The 21,642-nt window shown below is 65.7% G+C and carries 22 protein-coding genes and 1 tRNA gene; 10 read left to right on the top strand and 13 right to left on the bottom strand.

Annotation, left to right across the window (positions count from 1 at the left end):
* Window positions 1-158 precede the first annotated feature (158 nt).
* Window positions 159-578, top strand: a complete 420-nt coding sequence (locus tag FJT57_RS07130) for a hypothetical protein (RefSeq protein ID WP_144903525.1) — start codon at window positions 159-161, stop codon at window positions 576-578.
* A 269-nt stretch (window positions 579-847) separates the two neighbouring features.
* Entirely contained in the window at window positions 848-2,425 is a 1,578-nt protein-coding gene (gene purF / locus FJT57_RS07125; RefSeq protein ID WP_144903522.1) for an amidophosphoribosyltransferase, read from the top strand.
* A 125-nt stretch (window positions 2,426-2,550) separates the two neighbouring features.
* On the opposite strand, the gene FJT57_RS07120 is transcribed toward purF, so the two are convergent.
* Both FJT57_RS07120 and FJT57_RS07115 read right to left on the bottom strand, forming a co-directional pair.
* A complete protein-coding gene (locus FJT57_RS07120; protein ID WP_144903519.1) occupies window positions 2,551-2,946 on the bottom strand; it encodes a MoaD/ThiS family protein in 396 nt (131 codons plus the stop codon).
* An 87-nt stretch (window positions 2,947-3,033) separates the two neighbouring features.
* The gene (locus tag FJT57_RS07115) at window positions 3,034-3,594 is read right to left on the bottom strand and encodes a DUF420 domain-containing protein (RefSeq protein WP_144903516.1); all 561 of its coding nucleotides are present in this window, start codon (window positions 3,592-3,594) and stop codon (window positions 3,034-3,036) included.
* Window positions 3,595-3,711: 117 nt separating this feature from the next.
* On the opposite strand from FJT57_RS07115, the gene FJT57_RS07110 reads away from it, so the two are divergent.
* The 5 genes from FJT57_RS07110 (at window position 3,712) to FJT57_RS07090 (ending at window position 7,240) form a co-directional block, all read left to right on the top strand.
* Window positions 3,712-3,796, top strand: a tRNA-Leu gene (locus FJT57_RS07110).
* 235 nt (window positions 3,797-4,031) lie between these two features.
* Window positions 4,032-4,544, top strand: a complete 513-nt coding sequence (locus tag FJT57_RS07105; RefSeq protein ID WP_144903514.1) for a helix-turn-helix domain-containing protein — start codon at window positions 4,032-4,034, stop codon at window positions 4,542-4,544.
* 109 nt (window positions 4,545-4,653) lie between these two features.
* Entirely contained in the window at window positions 4,654-5,859 is a 1,206-nt protein-coding gene (locus FJT57_RS07100) for an alanine--tRNA ligase-related protein (protein WP_144903511.1), read from the top strand.
* Window positions 5,860-5,969: 110 nt separating this feature from the next.
* Entirely contained in the window at window positions 5,970-6,566 is a 597-nt protein-coding gene (locus FJT57_RS07095) for an HAD family hydrolase (protein WP_144903508.1), read from the top strand.
* Between the two features lie 278 nt (window positions 6,567-6,844).
* Complete coding sequence (locus tag FJT57_RS07090; protein ID WP_144904480.1) at window positions 6,845-7,240, top strand: hypothetical protein; 396 nt, start codon at window positions 6,845-6,847, stop codon at window positions 7,238-7,240.
* Between the two features lie 58 nt (window positions 7,241-7,298).
* Here FJT57_RS07090 and folD read toward each other — a convergent pair whose 3' ends face one another.
* The 3 genes from folD to tbsP form a co-directional block, all read right to left on the bottom strand.
* Complete coding sequence (folD, locus tag FJT57_RS07085; protein ID WP_144903505.1) at window positions 7,299-8,186, bottom strand: bifunctional methylenetetrahydrofolate dehydrogenase/methenyltetrahydrofolate cyclohydrolase FolD; 888 nt, start codon at window positions 8,184-8,186, stop codon at window positions 7,299-7,301.
* 120 nt (window positions 8,187-8,306) lie between these two features.
* Window positions 8,307-9,554, bottom strand: a complete 1,248-nt coding sequence (gene glyA, locus FJT57_RS07080; protein ID WP_144903502.1) for a serine hydroxymethyltransferase — start codon at window positions 9,552-9,554, stop codon at window positions 8,307-8,309.
* Window positions 9,555-9,681: 127 nt separating this feature from the next.
* The gene (tbsP, locus tag FJT57_RS07075; protein WP_144903499.1) at window positions 9,682-10,506 is read right to left on the bottom strand and encodes a transcriptional regulator TbsP; all 825 of its coding nucleotides are present in this window, start codon (window positions 10,504-10,506) and stop codon (window positions 9,682-9,684) included.
* Between the two features lie 189 nt (window positions 10,507-10,695).
* Here tbsP and FJT57_RS07070 point away from each other — a divergent pair, with 189 nt between their 5' ends.
* The gene (locus tag FJT57_RS07070; RefSeq protein WP_144903496.1) at window positions 10,696-12,393 is read left to right on the top strand and encodes a YcaO-like family protein; all 1,698 of its coding nucleotides are present in this window, start codon (window positions 10,696-10,698) and stop codon (window positions 12,391-12,393) included.
* A 146-nt stretch (window positions 12,394-12,539) separates the two neighbouring features.
* On the opposite strand, the gene FJT57_RS07065 is transcribed toward FJT57_RS07070, so the two are convergent.
* The 3 genes from FJT57_RS07065 to FJT57_RS07055 form a co-directional block, all read right to left on the bottom strand.
* A complete protein-coding gene (locus FJT57_RS07065; RefSeq protein ID WP_144904478.1) occupies window positions 12,540-13,679 on the bottom strand; it encodes a DUF63 family protein in 1,140 nt (379 codons plus the stop codon).
* Window positions 13,680-13,883: 204 nt separating this feature from the next.
* The gene (locus tag FJT57_RS07060) at window positions 13,884-14,333 is read right to left on the bottom strand and encodes an Lrp/AsnC family transcriptional regulator (RefSeq protein ID WP_144903493.1); all 450 of its coding nucleotides are present in this window, start codon (window positions 14,331-14,333) and stop codon (window positions 13,884-13,886) included.
* 68 nt (window positions 14,334-14,401) lie between these two features.
* Window positions 14,402-15,196 carry an inositol monophosphatase family protein gene (locus FJT57_RS07055; protein WP_144903490.1) on the bottom strand — a complete coding sequence of 265 codons (795 nt, stop codon included), beginning with the start codon at window positions 15,194-15,196 and terminating at the stop codon, window positions 14,402-14,404.
* Between the two features lie 155 nt (window positions 15,197-15,351).
* Between FJT57_RS07055 and FJT57_RS07050 the strand changes: the two genes are divergently transcribed.
* Window positions 15,352-15,633, top strand: coding sequence for a hypothetical protein (locus FJT57_RS07050; protein WP_144903488.1), 282 nt, complete (start codon window positions 15,352-15,354; stop codon window positions 15,631-15,633).
* A 180-nt stretch (window positions 15,634-15,813) separates the two neighbouring features.
* On the opposite strand, the gene FJT57_RS07045 is transcribed toward FJT57_RS07050, so the two are convergent.
* The 3 genes from FJT57_RS07045 to FJT57_RS07035 form a co-directional block, all read right to left on the bottom strand.
* Window positions 15,814-16,761 carry a biotin--[acetyl-CoA-carboxylase] ligase gene (locus FJT57_RS07045; RefSeq protein WP_144903485.1) on the bottom strand — a complete coding sequence of 316 codons (948 nt, stop codon included), beginning with the start codon at window positions 16,759-16,761 and terminating at the stop codon, window positions 15,814-15,816.
* A gap of 5 nt (window positions 16,762-16,766) precedes the next feature.
* On the bottom strand, window positions 16,767-18,632 hold the full coding sequence (locus tag FJT57_RS07040; RefSeq protein WP_144903482.1) for an acetyl-CoA carboxylase biotin carboxylase subunit: 1,866 nt from the start codon (window positions 18,630-18,632) through the stop codon (window positions 16,767-16,769).
* A 98-nt stretch (window positions 18,633-18,730) separates the two neighbouring features.
* The gene (locus tag FJT57_RS07035) at window positions 18,731-19,006 is read right to left on the bottom strand and encodes an amphi-Trp domain-containing protein (protein WP_144903481.1); all 276 of its coding nucleotides are present in this window, start codon (window positions 19,004-19,006) and stop codon (window positions 18,731-18,733) included.
* A 228-nt stretch (window positions 19,007-19,234) separates the two neighbouring features.
* Here FJT57_RS07035 and asd point away from each other — a divergent pair, with 228 nt between their 5' ends.
* On the top strand, window positions 19,235-20,269 hold the full coding sequence (gene asd / locus FJT57_RS07030; RefSeq protein WP_144903478.1) for an aspartate-semialdehyde dehydrogenase: 1,035 nt from the start codon (window positions 19,235-19,237) through the stop codon (window positions 20,267-20,269).
* A 163-nt stretch (window positions 20,270-20,432) separates the two neighbouring features.
* Here the strand turns inward: asd and FJT57_RS07025 are convergent, their stop codons facing one another.
* On the bottom strand, window positions 20,433-20,990 hold the full coding sequence (locus tag FJT57_RS07025) for an HD domain-containing protein (RefSeq protein WP_144903476.1): 558 nt from the start codon (window positions 20,988-20,990) through the stop codon (window positions 20,433-20,435).
* A 121-nt stretch (window positions 20,991-21,111) separates the two neighbouring features.
* On the bottom strand, window positions 21,112-21,594 hold the full coding sequence (locus FJT57_RS07020; RefSeq protein ID WP_144903473.1) for a redoxin domain-containing protein: 483 nt from the start codon (window positions 21,592-21,594) through the stop codon (window positions 21,112-21,114).
* Window positions 21,595-21,642: the final 48 nt, after the last annotated feature.

Here is a 21,642-nt window from a genome sequence, read left to right as displayed (position 1 = left end):
GCGAATACTCGGTCACGAACGCATCGCGTTCGTGAACGCTGACGGGGACTCCATTCTTTCAGCCCCGGATACGCTGATTTAGTCTCTCTGTGCCAGCCGTACTGGCGGACGGCGGGGATTACTTTTATGTATCTCATCAATAGTGTTTTCGTTGACGTATGACGAAGGCACTCAAGGCATCCGGATTCCTTGGATTGGCTGTGATGATGGCGGTCGGACTGCACCAGTTCGTGATTCTCTCGGGCGGAAATCCCGTTCCGGGGTGGATGATCGGGGGCCACGCCCACCTCGGCGTGCTCTCGATCCTCGCGATCGTGATGGGGTTCGCCGTCCCGGCGCTCGGCGTCACCGGGACACTCAGAACGGCGGTGACGGTCCTGTTCATCGCCGGACAGTGGGGCATTCCGGGGATCGTGTGGCTGGGCGAGGGCTTCGGGCTCCTCTTCCTGATGCCGACGGGCTTCCTTTGGGGGCTCTGTCTGATCGCATCGATGCTCATTATGTTCTACGTGACGGTCACGGGCGACGACGAAGCGGGAAGCAGTGGCCCCGCGGCGATGGCACCCAGCGACGATTAACCGAGCGCCGATCACCCGAACAACTACTCTCGAATAGCGATCACCCAAACGACGAGTAACCGAGCCGTTAGGCGGTCGATATCGAATCCGTAGTCGACGTCAGTCCCGCAGTTGACGTCGGATCCGCAGTCGGTGTCGAATCCGCGATCGATGCCGGATCTCCGGTCGATATTCGAATATGTACAAATTCGTGTATATTTTGCACCGGTAGAGGCATCGAAGGTAGCATATGGACGGGTTTTTAGCCCCCGGAACCCGTATCGATTCGTATGCCTGACGGGCGGGATCCTTCGACCCCCACACCCGGACGTGAGACGACGACCACGCGGCCGACGAACGCCACACGGACGCCCACCGCCGCCGACCTCTCCGGTCCGACGGAGAAGTGCGGGGTGGTCGGCGTCGCGCTCGCCGACCGGGCCGCGTCGCGCCCGTTGTACTACTCGCTGTACGCCCTCCAACACCGCGGCCAGGAGTCGGCGGGAATCGTCACCCACGACGGATTCCAGCAGCACAGCCACGTCGAGATGGGGCTCGTCGGCGACGCGTTCGACGAATCGGATCTCGATTCCCTGGCTGGCGAGACCGGTATCGGCCACGTCCGCTATCCGACGTCCGGCGGGGTCAACGCCTCCTGCGCCCAGCCGTTTTCGGTGTCCTTCAAGTCGGGATCGCTCGGCCTCTCGCACAACGGCAACCTCGTCAACGCCGACGAGATCCGCGAGGAGTTGGCGAACCTCGGCCACGCGTTCACCTCCGACGGCGACACCGAGGTCATCGCTCACGACCTCGCGCGCAACCTCCTCGAAGCCGACCTGGTCCGCGCAGTGAAGCGAACGATGGACCGCATCCACGGCTCGTACGCGCTGACGATTATGCACGACGAGACCGTCCTCGCGGTCCGCGACCCGCAGGGGAACCGACCGCTCTGCATCGGCGAGGTCGAGGACGGCTACGTCGTCGCCTCCGAGTCGGCCGCGATCGACACGCTCGACGGCGAACTCGTCCGCGACGTCCGCCCCGGCGAACTCGTCGTGCTCGAACCCGACGGGTCGGGGTTCGACTCCTACCAACTCGTCGAGAAGGATAACACCGCCCACTGCTTCTTCGAACACGTCTACTTCGCGCGCCCCGACTCGGTCATCGACGACACGCTCGTCTACGAGGCACGGCGGAACCTGGGTCGGAAACTCTGGGAGGAGTCCGGTATCGAAAGTGACGTCGTGATGCCCGTGCCCGACTCCGGGCGGGCGTTCGCCTCCGGGTACGCCGAGGCCGCGAACGAGAGGACCGCCGACGGCGGGAAACGCCCCGTCGAGGAGACCGGCGTCGAATTCGCGGAGGGGCTGATGAAGAACCGCTACGTCGGGCGGACGTTCATTATGCCGACGCAAGACGAGCGCGAGCGCGCGGTTCGGCTGAAACTCAACCCGATCAAGAGCACCGTCGAGGGCAAGTCGGTGACGATCATCGACGACAGCATCGTCCGCGGGACGACCTCGCGCCAACTCGTCTCACTGATGCGTGACGCCGGAGCGGCCGAGGTCCACGTCCGAATCGGCGCGCCGCCGATCGTCGCACCGTGTTACATGGGGATCGATATGGCGTCCAGAGACGAACTCATCGCGGCCGACCAATCGGTCGACGAGATCCGCGAGGAGATCGGTGCCGACAGCCTCGGATACCTCTCGATCGACGCCATCGCCGACGTACTCGGCGAATCCCGTCTCGATCTCTGTCTCGGTTGTGTGACGGGCGAGTACCCCTACGACATCGACGACGAGACGACCGATCGGGACGTGCAGCGCCCCGTTATCGGCGACGGTCCGACCCCCGCGGACGACTGACGTACCGGTCACTCGTTCCGGCGTACCGACCTGTGATACCCGTCGTTGTTTCGGTCACTCGTTCCGATCTGTATCTGCAGCTCTCGATCCAAGTCAGCGTTCCCGCGCCGAATCGCGGACAGAACTCACAGGCAGAACATAAACGGATTGACCAGCGCCACCCGGTCGCCGTCGTGTAACTCAGTGTCGAAACCGTCGAGATTCTCGTTGAACTGCCCGTTGACGAGGATCCGCGCGTAAGCGCGAGTCTGCTCACCGTCGGGGTTCTTCCGCAGGTTGCCGGGCACGTCGGCCGCATCGATCGGAGCCCATCCGCGGGTGGTCGACTCCGCTTCCGTTTCGGCGATCACGAGGTCGCGGACGTCGTGGTCGGCGAAGAACGCCTCCACGAACTCCCGGAGCGTGTCGCCCTCGAAGGTGTACGAGAGCTTGGGCACGCCGAGCGCGTCGCGGACGTGTCCGGTCGCACGGACCTCGACGGTCGTCTCCGCTATCTGCCGAGCTGTCTGCGATTGAGCCATATGGAGTGTACGTTCTCGAAAGGCAAATCGACAGGGGCGAATATGTTCGGCCCCGGAGGACGGGACGGCTCTCCGCCCGATAGCCGATCAGTACGCGACGTACAACAGCAGATAGACGAGATCACCGAGCGCGAACGAGACGAACCACAGCGCTGCGGCGACCCGACCGACGCGCGCGTGCGGCGAGTCGTAGAGCGCCGAGACCGGCCGCGTGAGTGCGAGGAGTAAGACGTAGTACAGCAGTGGGATACAGACGATTGCGAGGACGACGTGAACCGCCAGAGTCGGCAGATAGACGAACTGATAGACGACCTCCGGGCCGGGGAAGTCGGCGGGGCCCTCGAGAGCGATGCGGTAGAGATAGAGGAGAAGAAACGCGACGAACAGTCCCAACGTCGTGAGCATCATCGCCCGGTGGCGGCCGATGTCGCCGCGGCGGATGAACAGGACTCCCAGTCCGATCGTCGCGAGCGCGACCGTGCTGAGAACGGCATTGACGTGCGGAATCGCCTCGATGAGTGACGCGGGTGCGTCGGGGAGCGCCGCAGCCGGGACGACTCCCAAGACCGCCGCGAACACTGCCGCGAGCGAAACGATCGAGAGCGCCGCCGACAGTTCGAGCACGCGCTCACGTGCGCGGAAGGGCATATTCGAATGGCCGGACGGAGCGGTGAAAACGGTGCCGACTGCGAATCCGACCGCAGTCGAAAGGAAACTCATTTAAATTACCCCGGACAAGCAGATATTGCGTATAAGACACCGCGAGCGTGGGTAGCCAAGCCAGGCCAACGGCGCAGCGTTGAGGGCGCTGTCCCATAGGGGTCCGCCGGTTCAAATCCGGTCCCACGCATCGCACGGCGATTCATCGCCACTCGATGCAGGTGCTTCTCCCTTCGGGGACACAGCACCCACGCACAATCCTACTGACGCTATATTCGTGAGCCGAGACGCTGTGATTCCGCGGTAGCGATTGTCACTCCGTATCAATCGGAGTTGCGGCTCTGTACCGCTCGGAAACGGCCGCATCACTGGAAACGACCGCGTCAGTGGATACGTTTTAACCCATCCGAACGAAAGTGAGAGCTATGCCCAAATACTCCACTGGGAGCGGCGGAGGCGGTAGCGACGGCGATAGCTGCGAACTCTGCGGCCGCTCGACCGGTAATCTCCGCCGGGCGAACGTTGCGGGCGCGGACCTCCTCGTCTGTGGGGATTGCGCTCCGCACGACGACTCTCGGAAACAGACCGGCAGTTCGTCCGAGACAGGGAGCCGTGACGAACCGGTTTCGCGGCGAAAGCGGGCCGCTCAACGACAGGCGAAAGTGTACGACCAAGCGAAGGGAGATTCCTCTCACTGGGAGAAAGGCACCGACTACGAGGAGGACCGACTCCCGTATCTCGTTTCGGGCTACGGCGACCGTGCCGAATCGGCCCGCCAGGACGCGGGGCTGACGATAGAGGAGTTAGCGACCGAACTCGACGTCGATGAATCAGATATCACTGCCGTCGAACAGGGACGAGCGACGCGCGCCGGTGTCGGCGGATCGCTCGTTCGAGCGCTCGAAGACCGGCTGGGTGTCGACCTGGTCGACGAGTAATCGTTCCGTAACCGCGGATTTCCCTCCTGAGACGAGCGATTGATTGCGAACCCAAAGCGCCGACGCGGAACTACAACTATTTTTGTCTCCGACGGCCTCAGCGAGAGGTATGCAGACACGCGCCCCGGCGGAACCGACGGTCCGAGAGTTCGAGGCCGACGTCGTCGACGTCGACGGTCGGACGGTGACGCTCGATCACACGTACTTCTACGCCGAGAGCGGCGGCCAACCGGCCGATCGGGGTACGATCGACGGCCGACGGGTCGTCGACGTGCAGGCGGACGGAGCGGGCGTTCGGCACACGCTCGAAACGGAGCCCGAGTTCGGTGACGGTGACACTGTCGTGGGGGTCGTCGACGACGACTTCCGGACGTACTGTATGCGCGCACACACCGCGAGTCACGTCCTCTACGGCGCGGGGCGACGGCTGCTCGACGACCTCGGCTACGGCGGCTTCGACATCTCCGGGTCGAAGGTCCGCGTCGACTTCACCACCTCGACGGATATCGACGACGAGACGCTCGTCGAACTCGAACGGCTGGTGAATCGGACGGTCTGGGACTCACGTGCCGTGACGTGGCAGGATGTCCCGGTCGAGGAGACGACCGCCCGCGACGACGTCGCGTTCAACACCAAGACCGAAGAAGGCGTGATGGATGACGCCGACACGGTCCGGATCGTCGACATCGACGGCTGGGACGTCGCGGCGTGCGGCGGCACGCACGTCTCGAACACCCGCGAGATCGGACCGGTGACGGTCCTCGATCGCTCGAACCCCGGCGAGGGACTCACGCGCGTCGAATTCGCCGTCGGTCCGACCGGAATCGACCGCACTGCGGACCGACATCTGTCGCTACGCGAGACGGCCGCAGCGCTGGAGACGGGAATCGAAGATCTCGCGGAGACGGCGACTCGCGTCCGTTCGGATCGCGACGACCTGCGCGAGCGAGTTCGTGAACTCGAACGCGCGGCCGTCGAAGATGCGCTCGACGGCTTTGATCGGATCACGAAGGACGGGACGCCGTGGCGACTCGGCGTCCTCGACGGCATCGATCCCAATGATGCCGGTGAGGCGGCGAAAGACGCGGTCGGCGACGACGAAGTGGTGGTCGCCGTGGGCGGATCGGCGGCGCCGTACGTCGTCGTCGCCGCCGGATCCGAGAGCGACGTTCACGCCGGATCGGTCGTCGACGCCGTCACAGAGGCGTTCGGCGGCGGTGGCGGCGGCGGGCCGCCGTTCGCGCAGGGCGGCGGGCTGGATGCCGATCCAGGCGAGGTTCTCGACGAACTCACCGAGTTGGAGCCGTCCTCGTAACCATTGCCAGTGCCGACCTTCGTAACCACTGCCGAGTCCCCGTCTTCGCAACCACCAGCGTTCAGCCACCCGGCGAAGCCTCTATTCGTCTCGCGAGCCTACAGCTGGCAATGACCGACGAAGCGGGTTCTGCGGGGGCACGTCCGCTGGAAACGTTCGACGCCGTCGTTTGGGATTTGGACGGCACGCTCGTCCACCTCCTCGTCGACTGGGACGTCGTCGCCGACGACGTCGAAGCCGTGTTCGAGGCAGGAGGTGTCGACGCGAGTGATGTCGATCTATGGGGGATGTTAGATCTGGCCGACGAGTCGGGACTCCGCGACGACGTCGAAGCCGTCATCGGCGAGCACGAGGATGCGGGCGCACGGCGCTCTGACCGGCTCCCACACGCGGATTTCGTGGGCCAGTTCGACGCGGAGGGCGTCTGCTCGCTGAACTGCGAGCGCGCCTGTCGGACCGCGCTCGACGTTCACGGGCTCACGGCTCACGTCGACGCCGTCGTCGGACGCGACTCCGTTCCGGCGAGGAAACCCGACCCCGAACCGCTCTTGGAGACGATCCGGCGGATAGGTGCCTCGGCTGACGAGACCGTCTTCGTGGGCGACTCGGTTCGCGACGAGGAATCGGCCCGACGAGCGGACGTGACCTTCCGCTACGTGGACGAGGCGATTTCGAGCGCTGAACACGTTTCGGAGGCGGAGCGCTGAACGCGTCTCGCAGGCGGTGCGTTGACTACGTCTCGGGGGAGGAGCGATAAGCACGTCTTGTCGTCGTGTCGACCGGTTACAGTAGGGGCGAACAGGCGGTACGAATCGCTCGCGAGACGACGTACCGCACTCCCGCTGCCCGTCTCGCGGCCGGTGTCAGCGCACGGAGGCGATGGTCCCGTGTTCGTATTTGAATGTTGGGGCGATCGGTGACTGCGCTCGCCGCCAACGACGGCCTCGGCGCGGTCGTTAAGTCCCTTCGAGCCCCACATCCGACGATGGGCTTCCCGGTCCGATACTACTGTCCGCACTGCGGCGCCGTCGTCGAAATTCAGCGCGAGGGCTACCTCTCCGATAAGTCGGTGACGCCGTACCCGCTCGCGGGTTGGAAGTACGCGGACCCCGACGAGGACTTTGATGCAGCAGACGGCGTCCGACTGGTCTGCGGCCAGGACGGCGACGGCGTCCGCTGGACCGACGACCGGAGCAGCGCCGACGACGTCGAGAATCCGGGCGGAGAATCACCGTGTGGCTCGGAACTGTTTCTCTCGTTCGTCAGGTACGTCGACGGCGAGGAGGTCGAGCCCGAACCCGAGCCGACGTACACCACGATCGCGGGACGGGGACCGTCCGGACCGCGCGAACCGTCGGGTCCGGGTGGATTCGGCGAGTGATTCGGTTGAAAAAGTAGAATAGTGCGGATGTTCGGTGAGTTCGGGTCTGTAACCGGATCTACGGGAGATCGACGTCGATGTCGGCGACGTCGCCCGCGGACTTGACGGTGTTCCACAGGAGCATCGCGCGCGTCATCGGGCCGACGCCGCCCGGAACGGGCGTGATCGCGCTCGCCTTCTCTGCGACGCTGTCGTAGTCGACGTCGCCGACGAGTTCTGATCCGTCCTCGGTCTCGACGCGGTTGATGCCGACGTCGATCACGACGGTGCCCTCCGAGATCATCTCGCCGGTGACCATCTCGGGCACGCCCGCGGCGGCGACGACGATGTCGGCGTTTCGGGTCTTCTCGGCGAGGTCATCCGTGCGCGAGTGGCAGACGGTGACCGTCGCGTTGCCGCCCTCGGCCTTCTGAATCAGGAGGTTCGCCATTGGCTTGCCGACGATGTTCGACCGGCCGACCACGACGGCGTCTGCGCCCTCCGTTTCGACGTCGGCCGCGGCGAGAAGCTTCTGGACGCCGTGCGGCGTACAGGGTTTGTAACGCGCGTTCCCGGCGACGAGGCGGCCGACGTTCTCGGGGTGGAAGCCGTCGACGTCCTTCGCGGGGTCGATCCGTCGCAGGACCTCTCGCTCGTCGACGTGGTCCGGCAGCGGCATCTGGACGAGAATCCCGTGCACGTCGGGGTCGGCGTTCAGGTCGTCGATGGTGTCGAACAGCTCCTCGGCTGGCGTCTCGGGGTCGAGTTCGATGTCGCGCGTGGCGATACCGACCTCCTTGCAGTCTTTGTGCTTCATCGAGACGTACGTCGCGCTCGCGGGGTCGTCGTTCATCAGGACGGTCGCGAGACAGGGTGTCGTTCCGGCGTCCGTCAGCGTCTGGATGCTGTCGAGCAGACCGGTTCGGATGTCCGAGGCGACGGCCTTGCCGTCGATAATCTCCGTCATACTGTAACGGGAGTCGGTAGCACACTTGAAACGTGCGGATTCGGGCGCGTGACTTGTGGTCCGCGCGAACGGTTTGCTGACGTCGTCTGCAGGAACTGCCTACCGACCTCGTCGACGCGCTCAGTCGTACAGCGGGAACTCGTCGGTGAGTTCGTCGACTCGGGCGGCGACCTCCTCGACGACGCGCTCGTCGTCGTAGTCGTCGATCACGCGGACGACGAGGTCGGCGACTTCGCGCGTCGCCTCCTCATCGAACCCGCGGGTGGTGATCGCGGGCGTGCCGAGGCGGATCCCGCTGGGATCGAACGCCGAGCGGGTCTCGCCGGGCACCGTGTTCGCGTTCATCACAATTCCTGCCGATTCGAGCGCCGCCTCGACGTCCTTGCCGGTTGTGTCGGGGTGGGACGGACGGAGGTCGGCGAGCACGAGGTGGTTGTCGGTCCCGCCCGAGACGAGACTCAGGCCGTGCTCTTCGAGTCGGTCTGCGAGAGCCTTCGCGTTTTTGACGGTCTGTTCGGCGTAGGCGTCGAACTCCGATGAGAGCGCCTCGCCGAAGCCGACGGCTTTCCCCGCGATATTGTGCATCAAGGGGCCGCCCTGCGAGCCGGGGAACACCGCCTTGTCGATCGCATCGGCGTGCTCCTCGCCGCACATTATGATACCGCCGCGACCCGCGCGGATCGTCTTGTGCGTCGATCCCGTCACGAAGTCCGCGACGCCGACGGGCGAGGAGTGAACGCCCGCGGCGACGAGCCCGGTGATGTGCGCGATATCCGCGAGGTGGTACGCGTCGGTGGATTCGGCGATCTCCTGAACGCGTTCCCACTCGACCTCGCGCGGGTACGCCGAGTAGCCGGAGACGATGATGTCGGGGTCGAACGATTCGGCGGTCTCGGCGAGGCCGTCGTAATCGACGTAGCCGGTCTCGGCGTCGACTTCGTACTGCTCGACCTCGTAGGTCTGCCCCGCGAAGTTCGCGGGGTGGCCGTGGCTGAGGTGTCCGCCGTGCGTGAGGTCCAGCGAGAGGATCTTGTCGCCGGGGTCGAGTACGGCGAGATACACGCCCATATTCGCCTGCGATCCTGAATGCGGTTGGACGTTGACGTGCTCGGCACCCCACAGTTTTCTCGCCCGTTCGATCGCCAGTTCCTCGACTTCGTCCGCGTACTCGCATCCCGCGTAGTACCGCTCACCGGGGTAGCCTTCCGCGTACTTGTTCGTGAGTGCGCTTCCCTGCGCTTCGAGCACCGCGCGGCTCGCGTGATTCTCGCTCGCGATCATCGCCAGCGTGTCGCGCTGGCGCTGTACTTCGCCGGAGAGCGCGTCTGCGACGGCCGGATCGACGTCACGGACGTGGCTGTCGTCCATACGTGATACGGCACTCGTCGATCCAATAAGTGTGTTCATAGTGATTATCGTACCCGTTTATACGGGCTCGACGTTTGGTGTCGAAAACGCCGGAGGGCCACCAATACGAACCGCTCGCTCGACGGAATCAGCGGTCGAGAATATCCCGTGCGGCGGCGGCGAGGTCGGACGCGTCGGCGTCGAGCAATCGGTTGTCGCTCAGGCGCAGGCGCAGCCGCGGGCGACCGACGTCGATGGGTACCTTCTCGGTCTCGACTACCCCCGCCTCCTCCAGTTCGGTCTTTGTCCGTGAGAACGTCGCTTTACTTGCGATTCCGACGTCCTCGCCCCACTTCGAGATGTCGTACAGGAGGAGATCGTTCTTCGCGGCGACGAGCAGGCTGATCGTCACTTCGTCGAGATCGATCCCGTCGCCCCGCTTCGAGCGAAGCGATTCGAGGACCGCATCGAAGTCCCCGCGAACGTCCGGTCCGAACTCCGTTTCGAGCGAGTTGCGGACCGCGGTGATGGCTGGCGTGCGGAGATTGAACCGCATTGCCGACTCGAAGGCGCTTCCGTAGGTCTCTCGGGCGCGCTGCACGAACGGAGCCTCGTCGGTTACCAGCCCGGCGACCCGATCACCCGCCGTGACGACGGCGACGACCGTTTCGTCGGTCACGAGGAGGGAGTTCTCCGCCCGTCGGTCGGTGACTCGGAGATCGAGCGCCCCGCTGGCGACGAGGTCGGCGGCGTCGCTCGCGACGGGAAAGTCCTCGAAAACGTCCTTGAGTACCTGTTCGTCGGCGAGGAATCGGAGCGGTGGATGCCCCGTGGTTCCGACGCTTCGTTCGACGAGCGATTCGACGACGGCCGGAGTCGGATCGACCACGTAGACCGCCGATTCGACGGGTTGGAGGGCGGATGAGACAACGTGCTCGACGGACCGTCCGTGCACGTTTTCACGGGAGGACATACGTTGAATAACTCGTGAGCGGATACTTAATTTTACCGTACCTCCGGCTGTATATTCCCTGATTCCCCCGTGTGAGCGAGTTTCCGGCGCCGCCGCTCTGGGAGTTAATTTTCCGATACCGCCGCTCGTACGGGTTGGCCGTCATCGCAGACCCACCGATTTTACTTGTTCTGTGCCCACCACGAAGCTGTGACCCACGAAATCGAACTCGTCGGAAGCGGCCCGGCCGCCGAGGCCGCGGCAGCCGCGTTCGACGACGTCGACGCGCGAGTTGTCCCCGACGCCGACGATCCGGCATTGACGGTCGCCGTCGCGCCCGCGGGAAGCGACGCCGTCCCCGAACTCGACGGCCGCGCGGATCGACTGGTGCTCGTCGAAATCGGCGGTATCGGCGGTCACGCCGTCGACGACGTCGACGCCGCCGTTTCGACGTTCGGGGCGTCGGGCGCTCGGTTCTCGGATCTCTACACGCGGGTGTCTGCGACGACCGATTCGAGCGGATCGCCGACGGGCGAACGCAGCGCCGTTAGACTCGCCGGAGCGATCGCCGGACGGCGGGCCATCGCGCTCCTGGCGGGCGACGAAACCGTCGCCGGAACCGCCGTCGAAGTCGCCGGAACCGGCGTGGTCGCCGAGCGACGGGTCCTCTCAGTCCCTGAGGCCTCGGAACGCGATCGCACGCTGCGGCGCGACGCCCGTGAGGTAAGTCTCGACGACTCGCTCTCACGCGCGGAGCGCGCGCTCGACGACCGAACGGGGATCGTCGCGCAGGTCGGCGAGCGGGAGTCGTTTCCGGTTCCCTACTATCTGGCTCAGACGACAGACACGACCGGCTTCAGCGACGCGCGGGCGGCGGAACTCGCCGCCGGTGTCGACCCCGACTGGGACGCCGCCTTTATGAAGGCGCTGGGGGAGGGGCTCGAACGCTACTGCGCGGGCGTCTACCGTCGATCGGAGTTCACGGTCGCACCGGAGCGCACGCGGGCGAGACCGGTCTCACCCACGGAGTTCGTCCGACCGGACGACTACCCGACACCGGATCCGGAGACGCCGCTCCCGTGGGTTGACGGCGTCGACCTCGGAACCGACGAGTCGGTGTCGCTTCCGGCGGAGTTCGTTCACTACCCGCCGCCCGAGGAGCGCTACAAGCCCGCGATCACGACGGGGCTGGGGCTCGGCAACTCCGGCGTCGAGGCGTTGCTCGCGGGGCTCTACGAGGTCGTCGAGCGCGACGCCACGATGCTGGCGTGGTACTCCTCGTTCGAACCGCTCGCGCTCTCGGTGGCGGATTCACGGTTCGAGACCCTCGAAAAGCGCGCACGCGCCGAAGACCTGTCGGTGACGGCGCTGCTCGTCACGCAGGACGTCGACATCCCAGTCGTTGCGGTCGCGGTCCACCGCGACGGGGAGTGGCCGAAGTTCGCCGTCGGGTCCGGCGCGTCGCTCGATCCGGTCGCCGCCGCGCGGTCGGCGCTGGGGGAGGCGCTCCAGAACTGGATGGAGCTCCGTGCGATGGGGCCCGAACAGGCAACCGACGAAGGCGGGGCCATCGGCGAGTACGCGGACTTTCCCGACGCCGCTCGCGCGTTCGTCGACGCCGACGCGACGGTCCCGGCCCGGACGGTCGGACCCGAGACCGTCCCGGGCGGAGCGGCCGAGTTGGAGATGGCGGTGGAGCGCCTCGATGACGCGGATCTCGACGTCTATGCCGCGCGGACGACGACCGCGGACGTCGCCGCACTCGGTTTCGAGGCCGTCCGCGTGCTCGTTCCGGCGGCGCAGCCGCTGTTCCAGGGTGCACCGTTCTTCGGTGACCGCGCGCGGACGGTTCCGGCGTCGCTCGGATTCGACCCGGAACTCGACCGCGCGTACCACCCGTATCCGTGACCGGTTGCGGAGCGATATTTGGGCTGGCAGCCGACACGAGGTCGTCCACGCGGCGGTGTGTCGGGCTCCCGCTACTCGCCGCGTGGTGCGGTTCAGACGATATCGGCGTTGGCCGCGTTCCCGTACAAAAAGTCTCGGAGCGGTTCTCAGACGCCGAACGTCGCGCGGAGCATATCGCGCGTGCCGGGGCCGAGTCCGACCGCGAGCACGGCAACGAGAAGCAGCATCGTGTATCGCGGACTGTCCTCGAAGATTTCCTCTTCGAACACCCAGAGCACGAAGGTCGCCGCGGCGAGTTTCACGAGGAGGAACGGCCACGTATCGCCCGTCACGGCGAGCACCGACGCCGGGAGCAGGGAACCGGTGACGTCGACGACGAACTGGTTGACCGGATGCTTCGGGACGAGGTTCGCCCCGGCGTTGAGCGCGGGCATCCAATCGAGGCCGACGACGTTGGCGACGCCATCGACCGCGTGTCCCCAGATGATGACGAATCCGATGCGGCCGGTTCCCGCGTTGACCGAGGGCGCGTATCGTTCGATGAACCACCACGTCGCCGCGGCGGCGACCGTCGATCCGGCGAGGACGACGAGAGAGACCTGCGGGTAGAACTCAACGCCGTTGGCCCCCGTGAGAACCAGCCAGAACAGATAGCCAAGCGTGAGGAGCAACACGGCGGACCCGATCCCGAATAGGGTGTAGTCATACCGCTCCACGACAGCACTTCGTGCGGCCCAGACGGCTGCGACGACCGCGACGAGGGTGATCGCGAAGACGGTGAAGTAAATGATCGGGCTGATGAACAGTGTATTCAGTGGATAGCTGATGAGAGCCTCGGCCGCCGGAACCGCGTCGTTCGCATCCTCGACGACACGGAGCGCGCCGCCGAAGAAGACGAACGGGACGAGCGCGTAGAAGAACTCCCGGTCCGTCCCCAGATCGAGGCGACGGAGGAGGAAGACCACGCCGACGAGCGCGACGAGCAGCGTGACCATATACCCGACCTCCGAGACGAGCGTGTAACCCGGGTAGGCCACCGGTTCCGCGGCGTTCGCGCACGCTTGCGAATCGTACATATACTCGACCGTACTTCCCGGCCTGACCGCACAGACCGCGGAGTTTGCGTCCGCCTGCACCGGACCCCAGAAGTAGTGCCAGATGAAGCCGTCGTAGACCGTTTCCGGGAAGACGAGCGCGCCGACGAGGAGCGCGACGAGCGCGGTCAGTACCCCGCCCGCCCAAAGTCGCGCTGGCTCGACGCCGACGCGTTCGGCGACTGTTGACATAGCAGATACGCGGTCGGCGGCCGTGTTGAGGATTCCGGTCTCCGATGCGGCCGCCGACTGCTGGTTGTACCACTGCTCTTCAGTCGGTGGCACCTCTGCTGTCAGTCGGTGGCACCTCTGCTGTCAGTTGTTCACCCTGCTGTCAGTTGTTCACCCTGCTGTCAGTTGTTCACCCTGCTCGTCAGGTGGTGGCATCTCCGTCCCTCAGATCGAGAGCGCCGCTTCTTCGAGATCGGTCGCGAGAACGACCATCGTCTGCGAGCGAGAAAAGCCTTTGATCCGCGATACCTCCTCGAACATCACCTCGCGCAGGGCGTCGGTGTCCTCGACGGTGAGTCGCAACATAACGTCCCACTCGCCGGTCGTGAGATGGATTTCCTGCACGCCTTCGATCTCTCGAAGGCGATCGAGCGCGTCGTCTTCGCGGCCCTGCTCGATTCGGAGCCCGACGAATGCGGACGTCCCGAGGCCGACCGACCGCGGATCGATTTTCGCGTGATACCCCTCGATGACTCCGGCGTCCTCCATCCGCCCGACGCGGTCGTGAACGGTCGCGCTGGACATATCGATCCGCCGCGCGATCTCGCTGAACGGCGTCCTCGCATCCGATTGGAGGATTCGAAGGATCTCCCGGTCCGTTTCATCGAGTTCCATACCAGTACTGACGGCAGCTACCGACTTGCGGTTTGCGGCTTCGCCGTTCCGTCCGGCCGGGATACCGGTCACTCGTCGCCGATCTGGCGGGCGGCATTCAAGAGAGTGTCGTGAACGCGGCCGTTCGACGCCACGAGTCCGACCGAGTCGTGTCGCCAGCGATCGCCCGCCAGATCGGTGACTGTCCCGCCCGCGGCCCGGATCATCGCGACGCCAGCGACGGTATCCCATGGGAAGGCGCGGAGGTTGGTCACGACGCCGTCCAGCGCCCCGTCGGCGACCGCCGCGAGCTCGGCCTGGGCGCATCCCAGCCGCCGGAGGTCGCCGAAGCGGTTCGCGAGCGCCTGACAGGCCCGCCCGTACTGGTCTCGCGCGCCGAAATCCCACCACATCGTCGGCGTGACGACGCACGCCTCGGGGTCGGTTTGCGTCGAAACGGTGACCTGCTCCCCGTTACGGTACGCGTCCTCGCCGTCGGTCCAGTAGACGTCGCCGAGCGCTGGGAGGTTCGTAGCGGCGGCGACGGGCTCGCCGTCACGCACGGCCGCGACCGCCGTCCCCCACACGCGCATCCCGCGGACGTAGTTGTTCGTCCCGTCGATCGGATCGACGATCCACGCCCCACCCGTCTCGGGGACCGACCGCAGTTCGTCGTCCTCCTCGCCGACGACGGCGTCGTCGGAATACGCCCCGCGGATCACGTCGATCACGGCCTCCTGCGCGTCCCTGTCGGCCTGCGTCACGACGTCCGTCTTCTCTCCCTTTCGCTCGACGTCCATCTCGGTTCGAAAGCGCTCGGCTGCGACGGTGGCACCCGCTTCGGCCGCCCGGCGTGCTACCGCTGTCCGGTCCGCTGCGTCCATATCCGAGTGGCCGTCCGCCGCCCTCCTAAACGCACGGGTTCGACGCACGGCTCGTGGTCGGATCCCGTCGATCCGGTCGAGGACGACTGTGCGGCACAATTAACTCGATTTCGAGTCGGAGTACACTTTAGTATTGGCACAACGTTACCCCGAATATGCGCCCCTCAGACGCGGCACGTCAGCTCCAATACTCGGTCGCCTCGCAGGCAGACACGTACGACTACGAGATCAGCTACTGGGAAGCGCACGCGTACGAGGACGTCTTCGCGGACGTTTCAGAGCACGGGAACCTCTCGGACGTGATGAACGTCGTCGAGGAACTCGGATCTCGGTTCGTCGACGGCAGCCGTCCGTCGCCCGCCGAAGCGCGCGAAATCGCCGACGGCGTCCTCACCGCCGGGGGCCGACCGCTGACGGACGGCGGCGACGGCAACTGATCGCTGTCGACTGCGACGACCGCGGGGGCTCTTTTTGTTGCGTTTTCGAGTCGAGTGGGTTCACCGAGTAGTCCGAGAACCGCGTACAGATAGACGAGTGCCGACGCCAGGAAGATGAGTCCCGACACCAGATGGAAGAGTAACAACGCCAGTTAGACTTACGCCGGAAAGACCGAATACTCACGCTGGCCGCAGGTGTTCGCAGTCGCCCGCGTGGACGACGCGCTCCTCGCCGTCGTCTGTTCTGACGACGAGACTCCCCGGGAACTGGACGTCGACGGCGTCGCCTTCGATGACGCCACCTGGCGTCTCGACCCGAACGCGTCGACCGAGCGTCGCGGCGTGTTCGCGCCACGCGTCGAGAATCCGATCGAGGTTCGCCCCGTCGCTCGTGAGTTCGTGGAACGTTTCGAGCATCCGCTGGAGGAACGCGCGCCGGTCGACGTCGCCCACCTCCGCGCGGAGGCTCGTCGCTCCCGGCGGGAGGTCGTCGGCATCGACGTTCGCGTTCACGCCCGTGCCGACGACGAGCCAGGAGACGCGGTCGGCCTCGCCCTCCATCTCCGTCAGGATGCCCGCGAGCTTTCGCTCCCGTCCCGACGCGTCCACCACGAGGACGTCGTTCGGCCACTTGATGCGCGCGTCGACGCCGACCTCGTGACTCGCCCGGGCGACCGCGACGGCCGCGGCGAGCGTGTACAGCGGAATCTCCGCGGGGGGACGTCGGGGTCGAACGAGCAGACTCGCCCAGATACCGCCTTTGGGTGCGGTCCACCTCCGCGCCAACCGCCCGCGGCCGCCGGTCTGTTCATCTGCGACCACGACGATGTCTGATGCCCCCTCCTCGGCGAGTTCGCGGGCGCAGTCGTTCGTGCTCGCGACCCGGTCGTGGTACTCGACCGCGTACGGGGCGTCGAGGCCGAACTCCAGGGCGGCCGCGCCGTACTCGGGGACGCCGACCAGGCGGTACCCGTCGTCGCCGCTCTCGATCTCGAACCCCTCCTCGCGGAGCGCGTCGACCTGCTTCCAGACGGCCGCCCGCGACACGCCGAGCCGTTCCGCGAGTGTCGGCCCGGGGACCGAGCCGTCGGCGAGCGCCGCCAGCAGTGCGCGTCGTGTCTCGTTCATCCGCCCTATTCGAGCACGACGAGCACGTCGTCCATATCGACGCTGTCGCCCTCGCGGACGAGGACCTGCGTGACGGTACCGCCGCGCTCGGCCACGACGTCGTTCTCCATCTTCATCGCTTCGAGCACGCAGACCACCTCGCCCGCGGCGACTTCCTCGCCCTCCTCGACGTCGACCGACAGGATCGTTCCCTGCATCTCGGCTTTGACCTGTTCGCCGTCCCCTTCGACGGCGACCTCGTCGCCGTCGTCGCTGGCAGCGGTTTCCGGGCGTGAACGCGCCGAGGGCCGTCCGCTCCCGGAGGCGGCCCCGCTGCCCGCGGCCTCGAGATCCGGAATCGGCGGCGCGCCGCGCTCTTCGAGGTTGACGTCGAACCGCTTGCCGTTGACCTCGACGGTGAACTCGCGTTCGGTCACCTGACCGCCCCCGTCCCCGTCGCTTCCGTCGTGGGTCTCGCTCCCGCCGTGCGCGTCGTCCGAACCGTCCCCGACGTCGCCGGAGCCCCACTTTTCGACGGCGCGCTCGATCCGCGTCGGATCGAGTTCTTCGTCGAGGTACTTCGTGGTGTGCTCGCCCGCGCGGAACGACCGGTCAGTCACCATCAGTCGGTGGAAGGGGATGATCGTCTCGACACCCTCGATCGCGAACTCCGAGAGGGCCCGCTCGGAGCGGGCGAGACACTCCGTGCGGTCGCCCGCGGAGACGATCAGCTTCGCGATCATCGAGTCGTAATCGCCGCCGATCTCGTCGCCCTGGCGGACGGCGTCGTCGACGCGGACGCCGATGCCGCCCGGGGCGTCGTACGTTTCGAGCGTGCCGGTCGCGGGCGCGAACTCGGTGGCGGCGTTCTCGGCGTTGATTCGGTACTCGATCGCGTGCCCGTCGATCTCGACGTCCGACTGCGCGAAGTCGAGTTCCTCACCGGCGGCGACCCGCAGTTGCCACTTCACGACGTCGATTCCGGTGACCTCCTCGGTGACGGTGTGTTCCACCTGGATCCGGGTGTTGACCTCCATGAAGTAGAACTCTCCATCTTCCACGAGGAACTCCACCGTCCCGGCGTTGGTGTAGTCGGCCGCGCTGACGCCGCGACGGGCCGCCTCGCCGATCCGCTCGCGGAGGTCGTCCTCGAGCGCGGGCGACGGCGCTTCCTCGATCACCTTCTGGTGTCGTCGCTGCAACGAACAGTCGCGTTCGCCGAGGTGTCGCACGTTGCCGTGTTCGTCGGCGAGGATCTGCACCTCGATGTGTCGCGGCGATTCGAGGTACTTCTCGACGTAGACGGAGGCGTTGTCGAAGTACGCCTCCCCCTCCCTCTGGGCCGTCTCCAACTGTGACTCGACTTCCTCGGCCGACTCGACGACCTTCAGACCGCGGCCGCCGCCGCCGCCCTCGGCCTTGATCGCGACCGGATAGCCGTACTCCTCGGCGATCGCTTTCACCTCCTCGGCGGATTCGACGGGCTCCGTCGTCCCGGGGACGACGGGGACGTCGGCGTCCTGCATCAGCGTGCGGGCTTTCGTCTTTTCCCCCAGGCGCTCCATGGCATCCGCGGAGGGACCGACCCACGTGATCTCGCTTTCTTCGACCTTCCGCGCGAACGTCGCGTTTTCCGCGAGGAAGCCGTAGCCCGGGTGGATCGCCTCGGCACCGGCCTTCCGGGCGGCGTCGATGATCGCCTCGTGGTCCAAGTAGGATTCGGCCGCGCGCGCGGGCCCGACGTTGTACGCCTCGTCAGCGAACCGGACGTGGCCCGCGTGCTTGTCGGCCTCGCTGTAGACGGCGACGGTCCGAACGCCCAAGTCGCGGCACGCCCGCATCACGCGGAGGGCGATCTCCCCGCGGTTGGCGACGAGAACCTTGTTGAACATTTGCCGATGTGTTCTGAAACGCGCCACCTCTATCTGTCGGTTCTGCACGAAGGGGAGTTCGACAGCTGTCGAATGCAATTGGGCGAGGCAGTTGTCGGTTACTCCGCTTCCGTCTCGGTCGATGTTGTCGGAGTTCGCCGCCAACGGATCTCGTACTCGAGTTCGTAGCGCTCCTCGCCGGTCTCGGAGTCGGTGAGTCGCTCCAGTTCGACCTCGAACGTCGGGTCCGCCGGAATCGACGCCTCGACCGGTTCGTCCATCCCCCCTAACGTGACTGTCCCGGATTTGATCTCCTCGGCGACCGCCACGAGCGTGTCGGCGATTTCCCGTCGGGTCTGCGTCGCCTCGGTTTTGAACAGTTGCTCTTCTGGCATATCTCAGCTATTGATCGGTCGACAAAAATACCCAGTTACCGATTCCTTCGGCTTGGGAACGAATCGCGTGTCGCGAGTGGCACGGAGGACGTGACGAACGTCGAATTTTCTGCGTCACTCTTCGAATATTTTCCGTTGGGTTCACCATCCGTCGGATCCGGCTAAACGTTCGTGAGAGACGCCGGGAATCCAAACCGCCTTATGTGTGTGCCTCTCACGCCAACGGTAATGACAGTACGTGTCGGTATCCTCGGCGCAACGGGCGCGGTGGGACAGCGATTCATCCAGCTTCTCGAAGACCACCCGACGTTCGAGCTCGCGGCGCTGACAGCGTCGGAGTCGAGCGCGGGGAAGACGTACCGCGATGCCGCGAAGTGGCGCGTGAACACGCCGATTCCGGACGATGTCGCCGAGATGACGGTCAGCGAGACGAGCCCGGAAGCCGTTCCGGACGACGTCGATCTGCTGTTCTCGTCGCTTCCCTCCGGCGCCGCCGCAGACGTCGAACCCGACTTCCTCGAAGCGGGTTACGTCGTCTCCTCGAACTCCTCGAACGACCGGATGGCCCCCGACGTGCCGCTGACGATCCCCGAAATCAATCCCGATCACCTCGATCTGATCGACGTGCAGCGCGACCAGCGGGGCTGGGACGGCGCGCTCGTGAAGAACCCGAACTGCTCGACGATCACGATGGTCCCGACGCTCGCCGCGCTCGATCAGTTCGGCCTCGAATCGGTGCAGGTATCGACGCTACAGGCCGTCTCCGGCGCGGGCTACTCCGGCGTCACCTCGATGGAGATCATCGACAACGCCATCCCGCACATCAACGGCGAGGACGACAAGATGGAGACCGAATCCCGAAAGCTCCTCGGCTCGTTCGACGGCGCAGCACTCGAACTGCACGGGATGGACGTCGCCGCCTCCTGTAACCGAATCCCCACGCTCGACGGCCACCTGGAGAACGTCTTCGCCGAAACCGCTGACGACGTCTCCCCGGACGACGCGGCGGAGGCGATGCGCGGGTTCCCGAGCGCCGATCTGCACTCTTCCCCCGAGCAACTCATCCACGTCTTCGACGACTTCGACCGTCCGCAGCCCCGACTCGACCGCGAGCGCGGCGACGGGATGCAGATCTCCGCGGGCGGCATCCAGGAGACGACAGACGGCGTGAAGTACAACTGCCTCGCGCACAACACGATCCGCGGCGCGGCCGGCGCGTCGGTCCTCAACGGCGAACTCCTCGTCGAAGAGGGCTGGGTCTAACCCTCCTTTTTATTCGGAGGTCCTCGGCCGCGCTCCGCGCGACCTCGAACCCCCGACAAAAACCTGGCGGGAAAAACTTCCCGCTCGGCTCGCTTCGTTCCCCTCGCGGTACTACGTCTTATAAAGAGCTCCCGCTGACAGCGACCGCGACGCCGCGTCTCTGTTATACCGTCCGCAGGTCGTCGGTCGCGCGCCACCGGATCGACGCGGCGGCGACCTCGTCGGCGCGCCGGACGATTTCGGCTTCGATCGTCGCGGGTTCGACGTTCGTTCGGCCCGTGTGCGAGAGGACGATGTGGGCCAGTTCGATCGGGAGGCCGACCCGCGCGACGACGTGGACGCCGTAGTAGGGGTGTCCGAGGAGGTCGTAGACGGGCGTATCGTCCATTCCGTCGAACTCCGCGAGCTTGCTCACGTCGTGGACGAGCGCGCCAGCGACGACGACGTCGAGATCGAGGTCCAGTTTGTCTCCACGTCGCTCGGAGAGCACGTCGGCGAGCGCGATCGATCCCGCGGTCACGTCGCGCACGTGGCCGACAAGGGTTTCGTCTTCGATACCCAACTCGCGCTGCGTCGGTGGCAGCCACGGGACTCCTCGGAGGTCGTCGATGCCGTTCTCCGCCATCGCGGTCGCCCACGCGTCGACGACGCCCGAACGCAACTCGTCGTCCTCGATCGCATCGAGTTCCGGAAAGGTCGCTCGTACCGAATCGTGGTGCATACTGGCGCTATGACGGCGTCAACAAGTAGGGTTTCGAAGCGCCGTGCGAAGGATGGAAGCACTGTGCGAAGGATGGAAGCACTGTGCGCAGAGCGGTACTCGGACCGCGATCGCCCCCGACCTACAGCTCCCGTACCTCGTTGAGTAGCTCCTCGTAGTCGGGTTCGTTGGTCGGATCGTCGGCGATCCAATCGTAGGCGATCGTGCCGTCCTCGTCGACGATGAACACCGCGCGGTTGGCGACACCCACGAGTCCGAGGGCGTCGATATCGATCTCCAGTCCGTACTTGTCGATCGCGCTGCGGGCCATATCGCTGAGTAGGCCGAACTCGAGGCTGTGCTTCTCCCGGAAGGCGTTCTGCGATAACGCCGAATCGGCACTCACCCCGTAGACGGTCGCGCCCGCGGACTCGAAGTCGGCGAGGGATTCCTGTAAGGCGACCATCTCGCTCGTACACGGAGGGGTGAACGCACCCGGGAAAAAGGCGAGGACGACCGGACCGTCGCCCAGCGCGTCGTCGAACTCGAACTTCGATAACTCCCCGTCAGCGAGCGTCGCGCGGAAGTTCGGTGCCTCGTCGCCGATCGTTGGTGATTGCGCCATTGCGTCAGAGAGATTCGCTCGCCACGGACCAAAAGGTAGTGGGTGATT

Origin of the sequence: Halobellus captivus (assembly GCF_007655485.1) — an archaeon.
In the GTDB taxonomy this organism is placed as follows: Archaea; Halobacteriota; Halobacteria; order Halobacteriales; family Haloferacaceae; genus Haloquadratum; species Haloquadratum captivum.
This window is presented reverse-complemented; position numbering and strand designations above follow the sequence as displayed.

Bases quoted from the DNA above. Each gene is read 5' to 3' on its own strand.
- FJT57_RS07130 (WP_144903525.1), top strand. From the start codon at position 159: ATGACGAAGGCACTCAAGGCATCCGGATTCCTTGGATTGGCTGTGATG.
- purF (WP_144903522.1), top strand. From the start codon at position 848: ATGCCTGACGGGCGGGATCCTTCGACCCCCACACCCGGACGTGAGACG.
- FJT57_RS07120 (WP_144903519.1), bottom strand. From the start codon at position 2,946: ATGGCTCAATCGCAGACAGCTCGGCAGATAGCGGAGACGACCGTCGAG.
- FJT57_RS07115 (WP_144903516.1), bottom strand. From the start codon at position 3,594: ATGCCCTTCCGCGCACGTGAGCGCGTGCTCGAACTGTCGGCGGCGCTC.
- FJT57_RS07105 (WP_144903514.1), top strand. From the start codon at position 4,032: ATGCCCAAATACTCCACTGGGAGCGGCGGAGGCGGTAGCGACGGCGAT.
- FJT57_RS07100 (WP_144903511.1), top strand. From the start codon at position 4,654: ATGCAGACACGCGCCCCGGCGGAACCGACGGTCCGAGAGTTCGAGGCC.
- FJT57_RS07095 (WP_144903508.1), top strand. From the start codon at position 5,970: ATGACCGACGAAGCGGGTTCTGCGGGGGCACGTCCGCTGGAAACGTTC.
- FJT57_RS07090 (WP_144904480.1), top strand. From the start codon at position 6,845: ATGGGCTTCCCGGTCCGATACTACTGTCCGCACTGCGGCGCCGTCGTC.
- folD (WP_144903505.1), bottom strand. From the start codon at position 8,186: ATGACGGAGATTATCGACGGCAAGGCCGTCGCCTCGGACATCCGAACC.
- glyA (WP_144903502.1), bottom strand. From the start codon at position 9,554: ATGGACGACAGCCACGTCCGTGACGTCGATCCGGCCGTCGCAGACGCG.
- tbsP (WP_144903499.1), bottom strand. From the start codon at position 10,506: ATGTCCTCCCGTGAAAACGTGCACGGACGGTCCGTCGAGCACGTTGTC.
- FJT57_RS07065 (WP_144904478.1), bottom strand. From the start codon at position 13,679: ATGTCAACAGTCGCCGAACGCGTCGGCGTCGAGCCAGCGCGACTTTGG.
- FJT57_RS07060 (WP_144903493.1), bottom strand. From the start codon at position 14,333: ATGGAACTCGATGAAACGGACCGGGAGATCCTTCGAATCCTCCAATCG.
- FJT57_RS07055 (WP_144903490.1), bottom strand. From the start codon at position 15,196: ATGGACGCAGCGGACCGGACAGCGGTAGCACGCCGGGCGGCCGAAGCG.
- FJT57_RS07050 (WP_144903488.1), top strand. From the start codon at position 15,352: ATGCGCCCCTCAGACGCGGCACGTCAGCTCCAATACTCGGTCGCCTCG.
- FJT57_RS07045 (WP_144903485.1), bottom strand. From the start codon at position 16,761: ATGAACGAGACACGACGCGCACTGCTGGCGGCGCTCGCCGACGGCTCG.
- FJT57_RS07040 (WP_144903482.1), bottom strand. From the start codon at position 18,632: ATGTTCAACAAGGTTCTCGTCGCCAACCGCGGGGAGATCGCCCTCCGC.
- FJT57_RS07035 (WP_144903481.1), bottom strand. From the start codon at position 19,006: ATGCCAGAAGAGCAACTGTTCAAAACCGAGGCGACGCAGACCCGACGG.
- asd (WP_144903478.1), top strand. From the start codon at position 19,235: ATGACAGTACGTGTCGGTATCCTCGGCGCAACGGGCGCGGTGGGACAG.
- FJT57_RS07025 (WP_144903476.1), bottom strand. From the start codon at position 20,990: ATGCACCACGATTCGGTACGAGCGACCTTTCCGGAACTCGATGCGATC.
- FJT57_RS07020 (WP_144903473.1), bottom strand. From the start codon at position 21,594: ATGGCGCAATCACCAACGATCGGCGACGAGGCACCGAACTTCCGCGCG.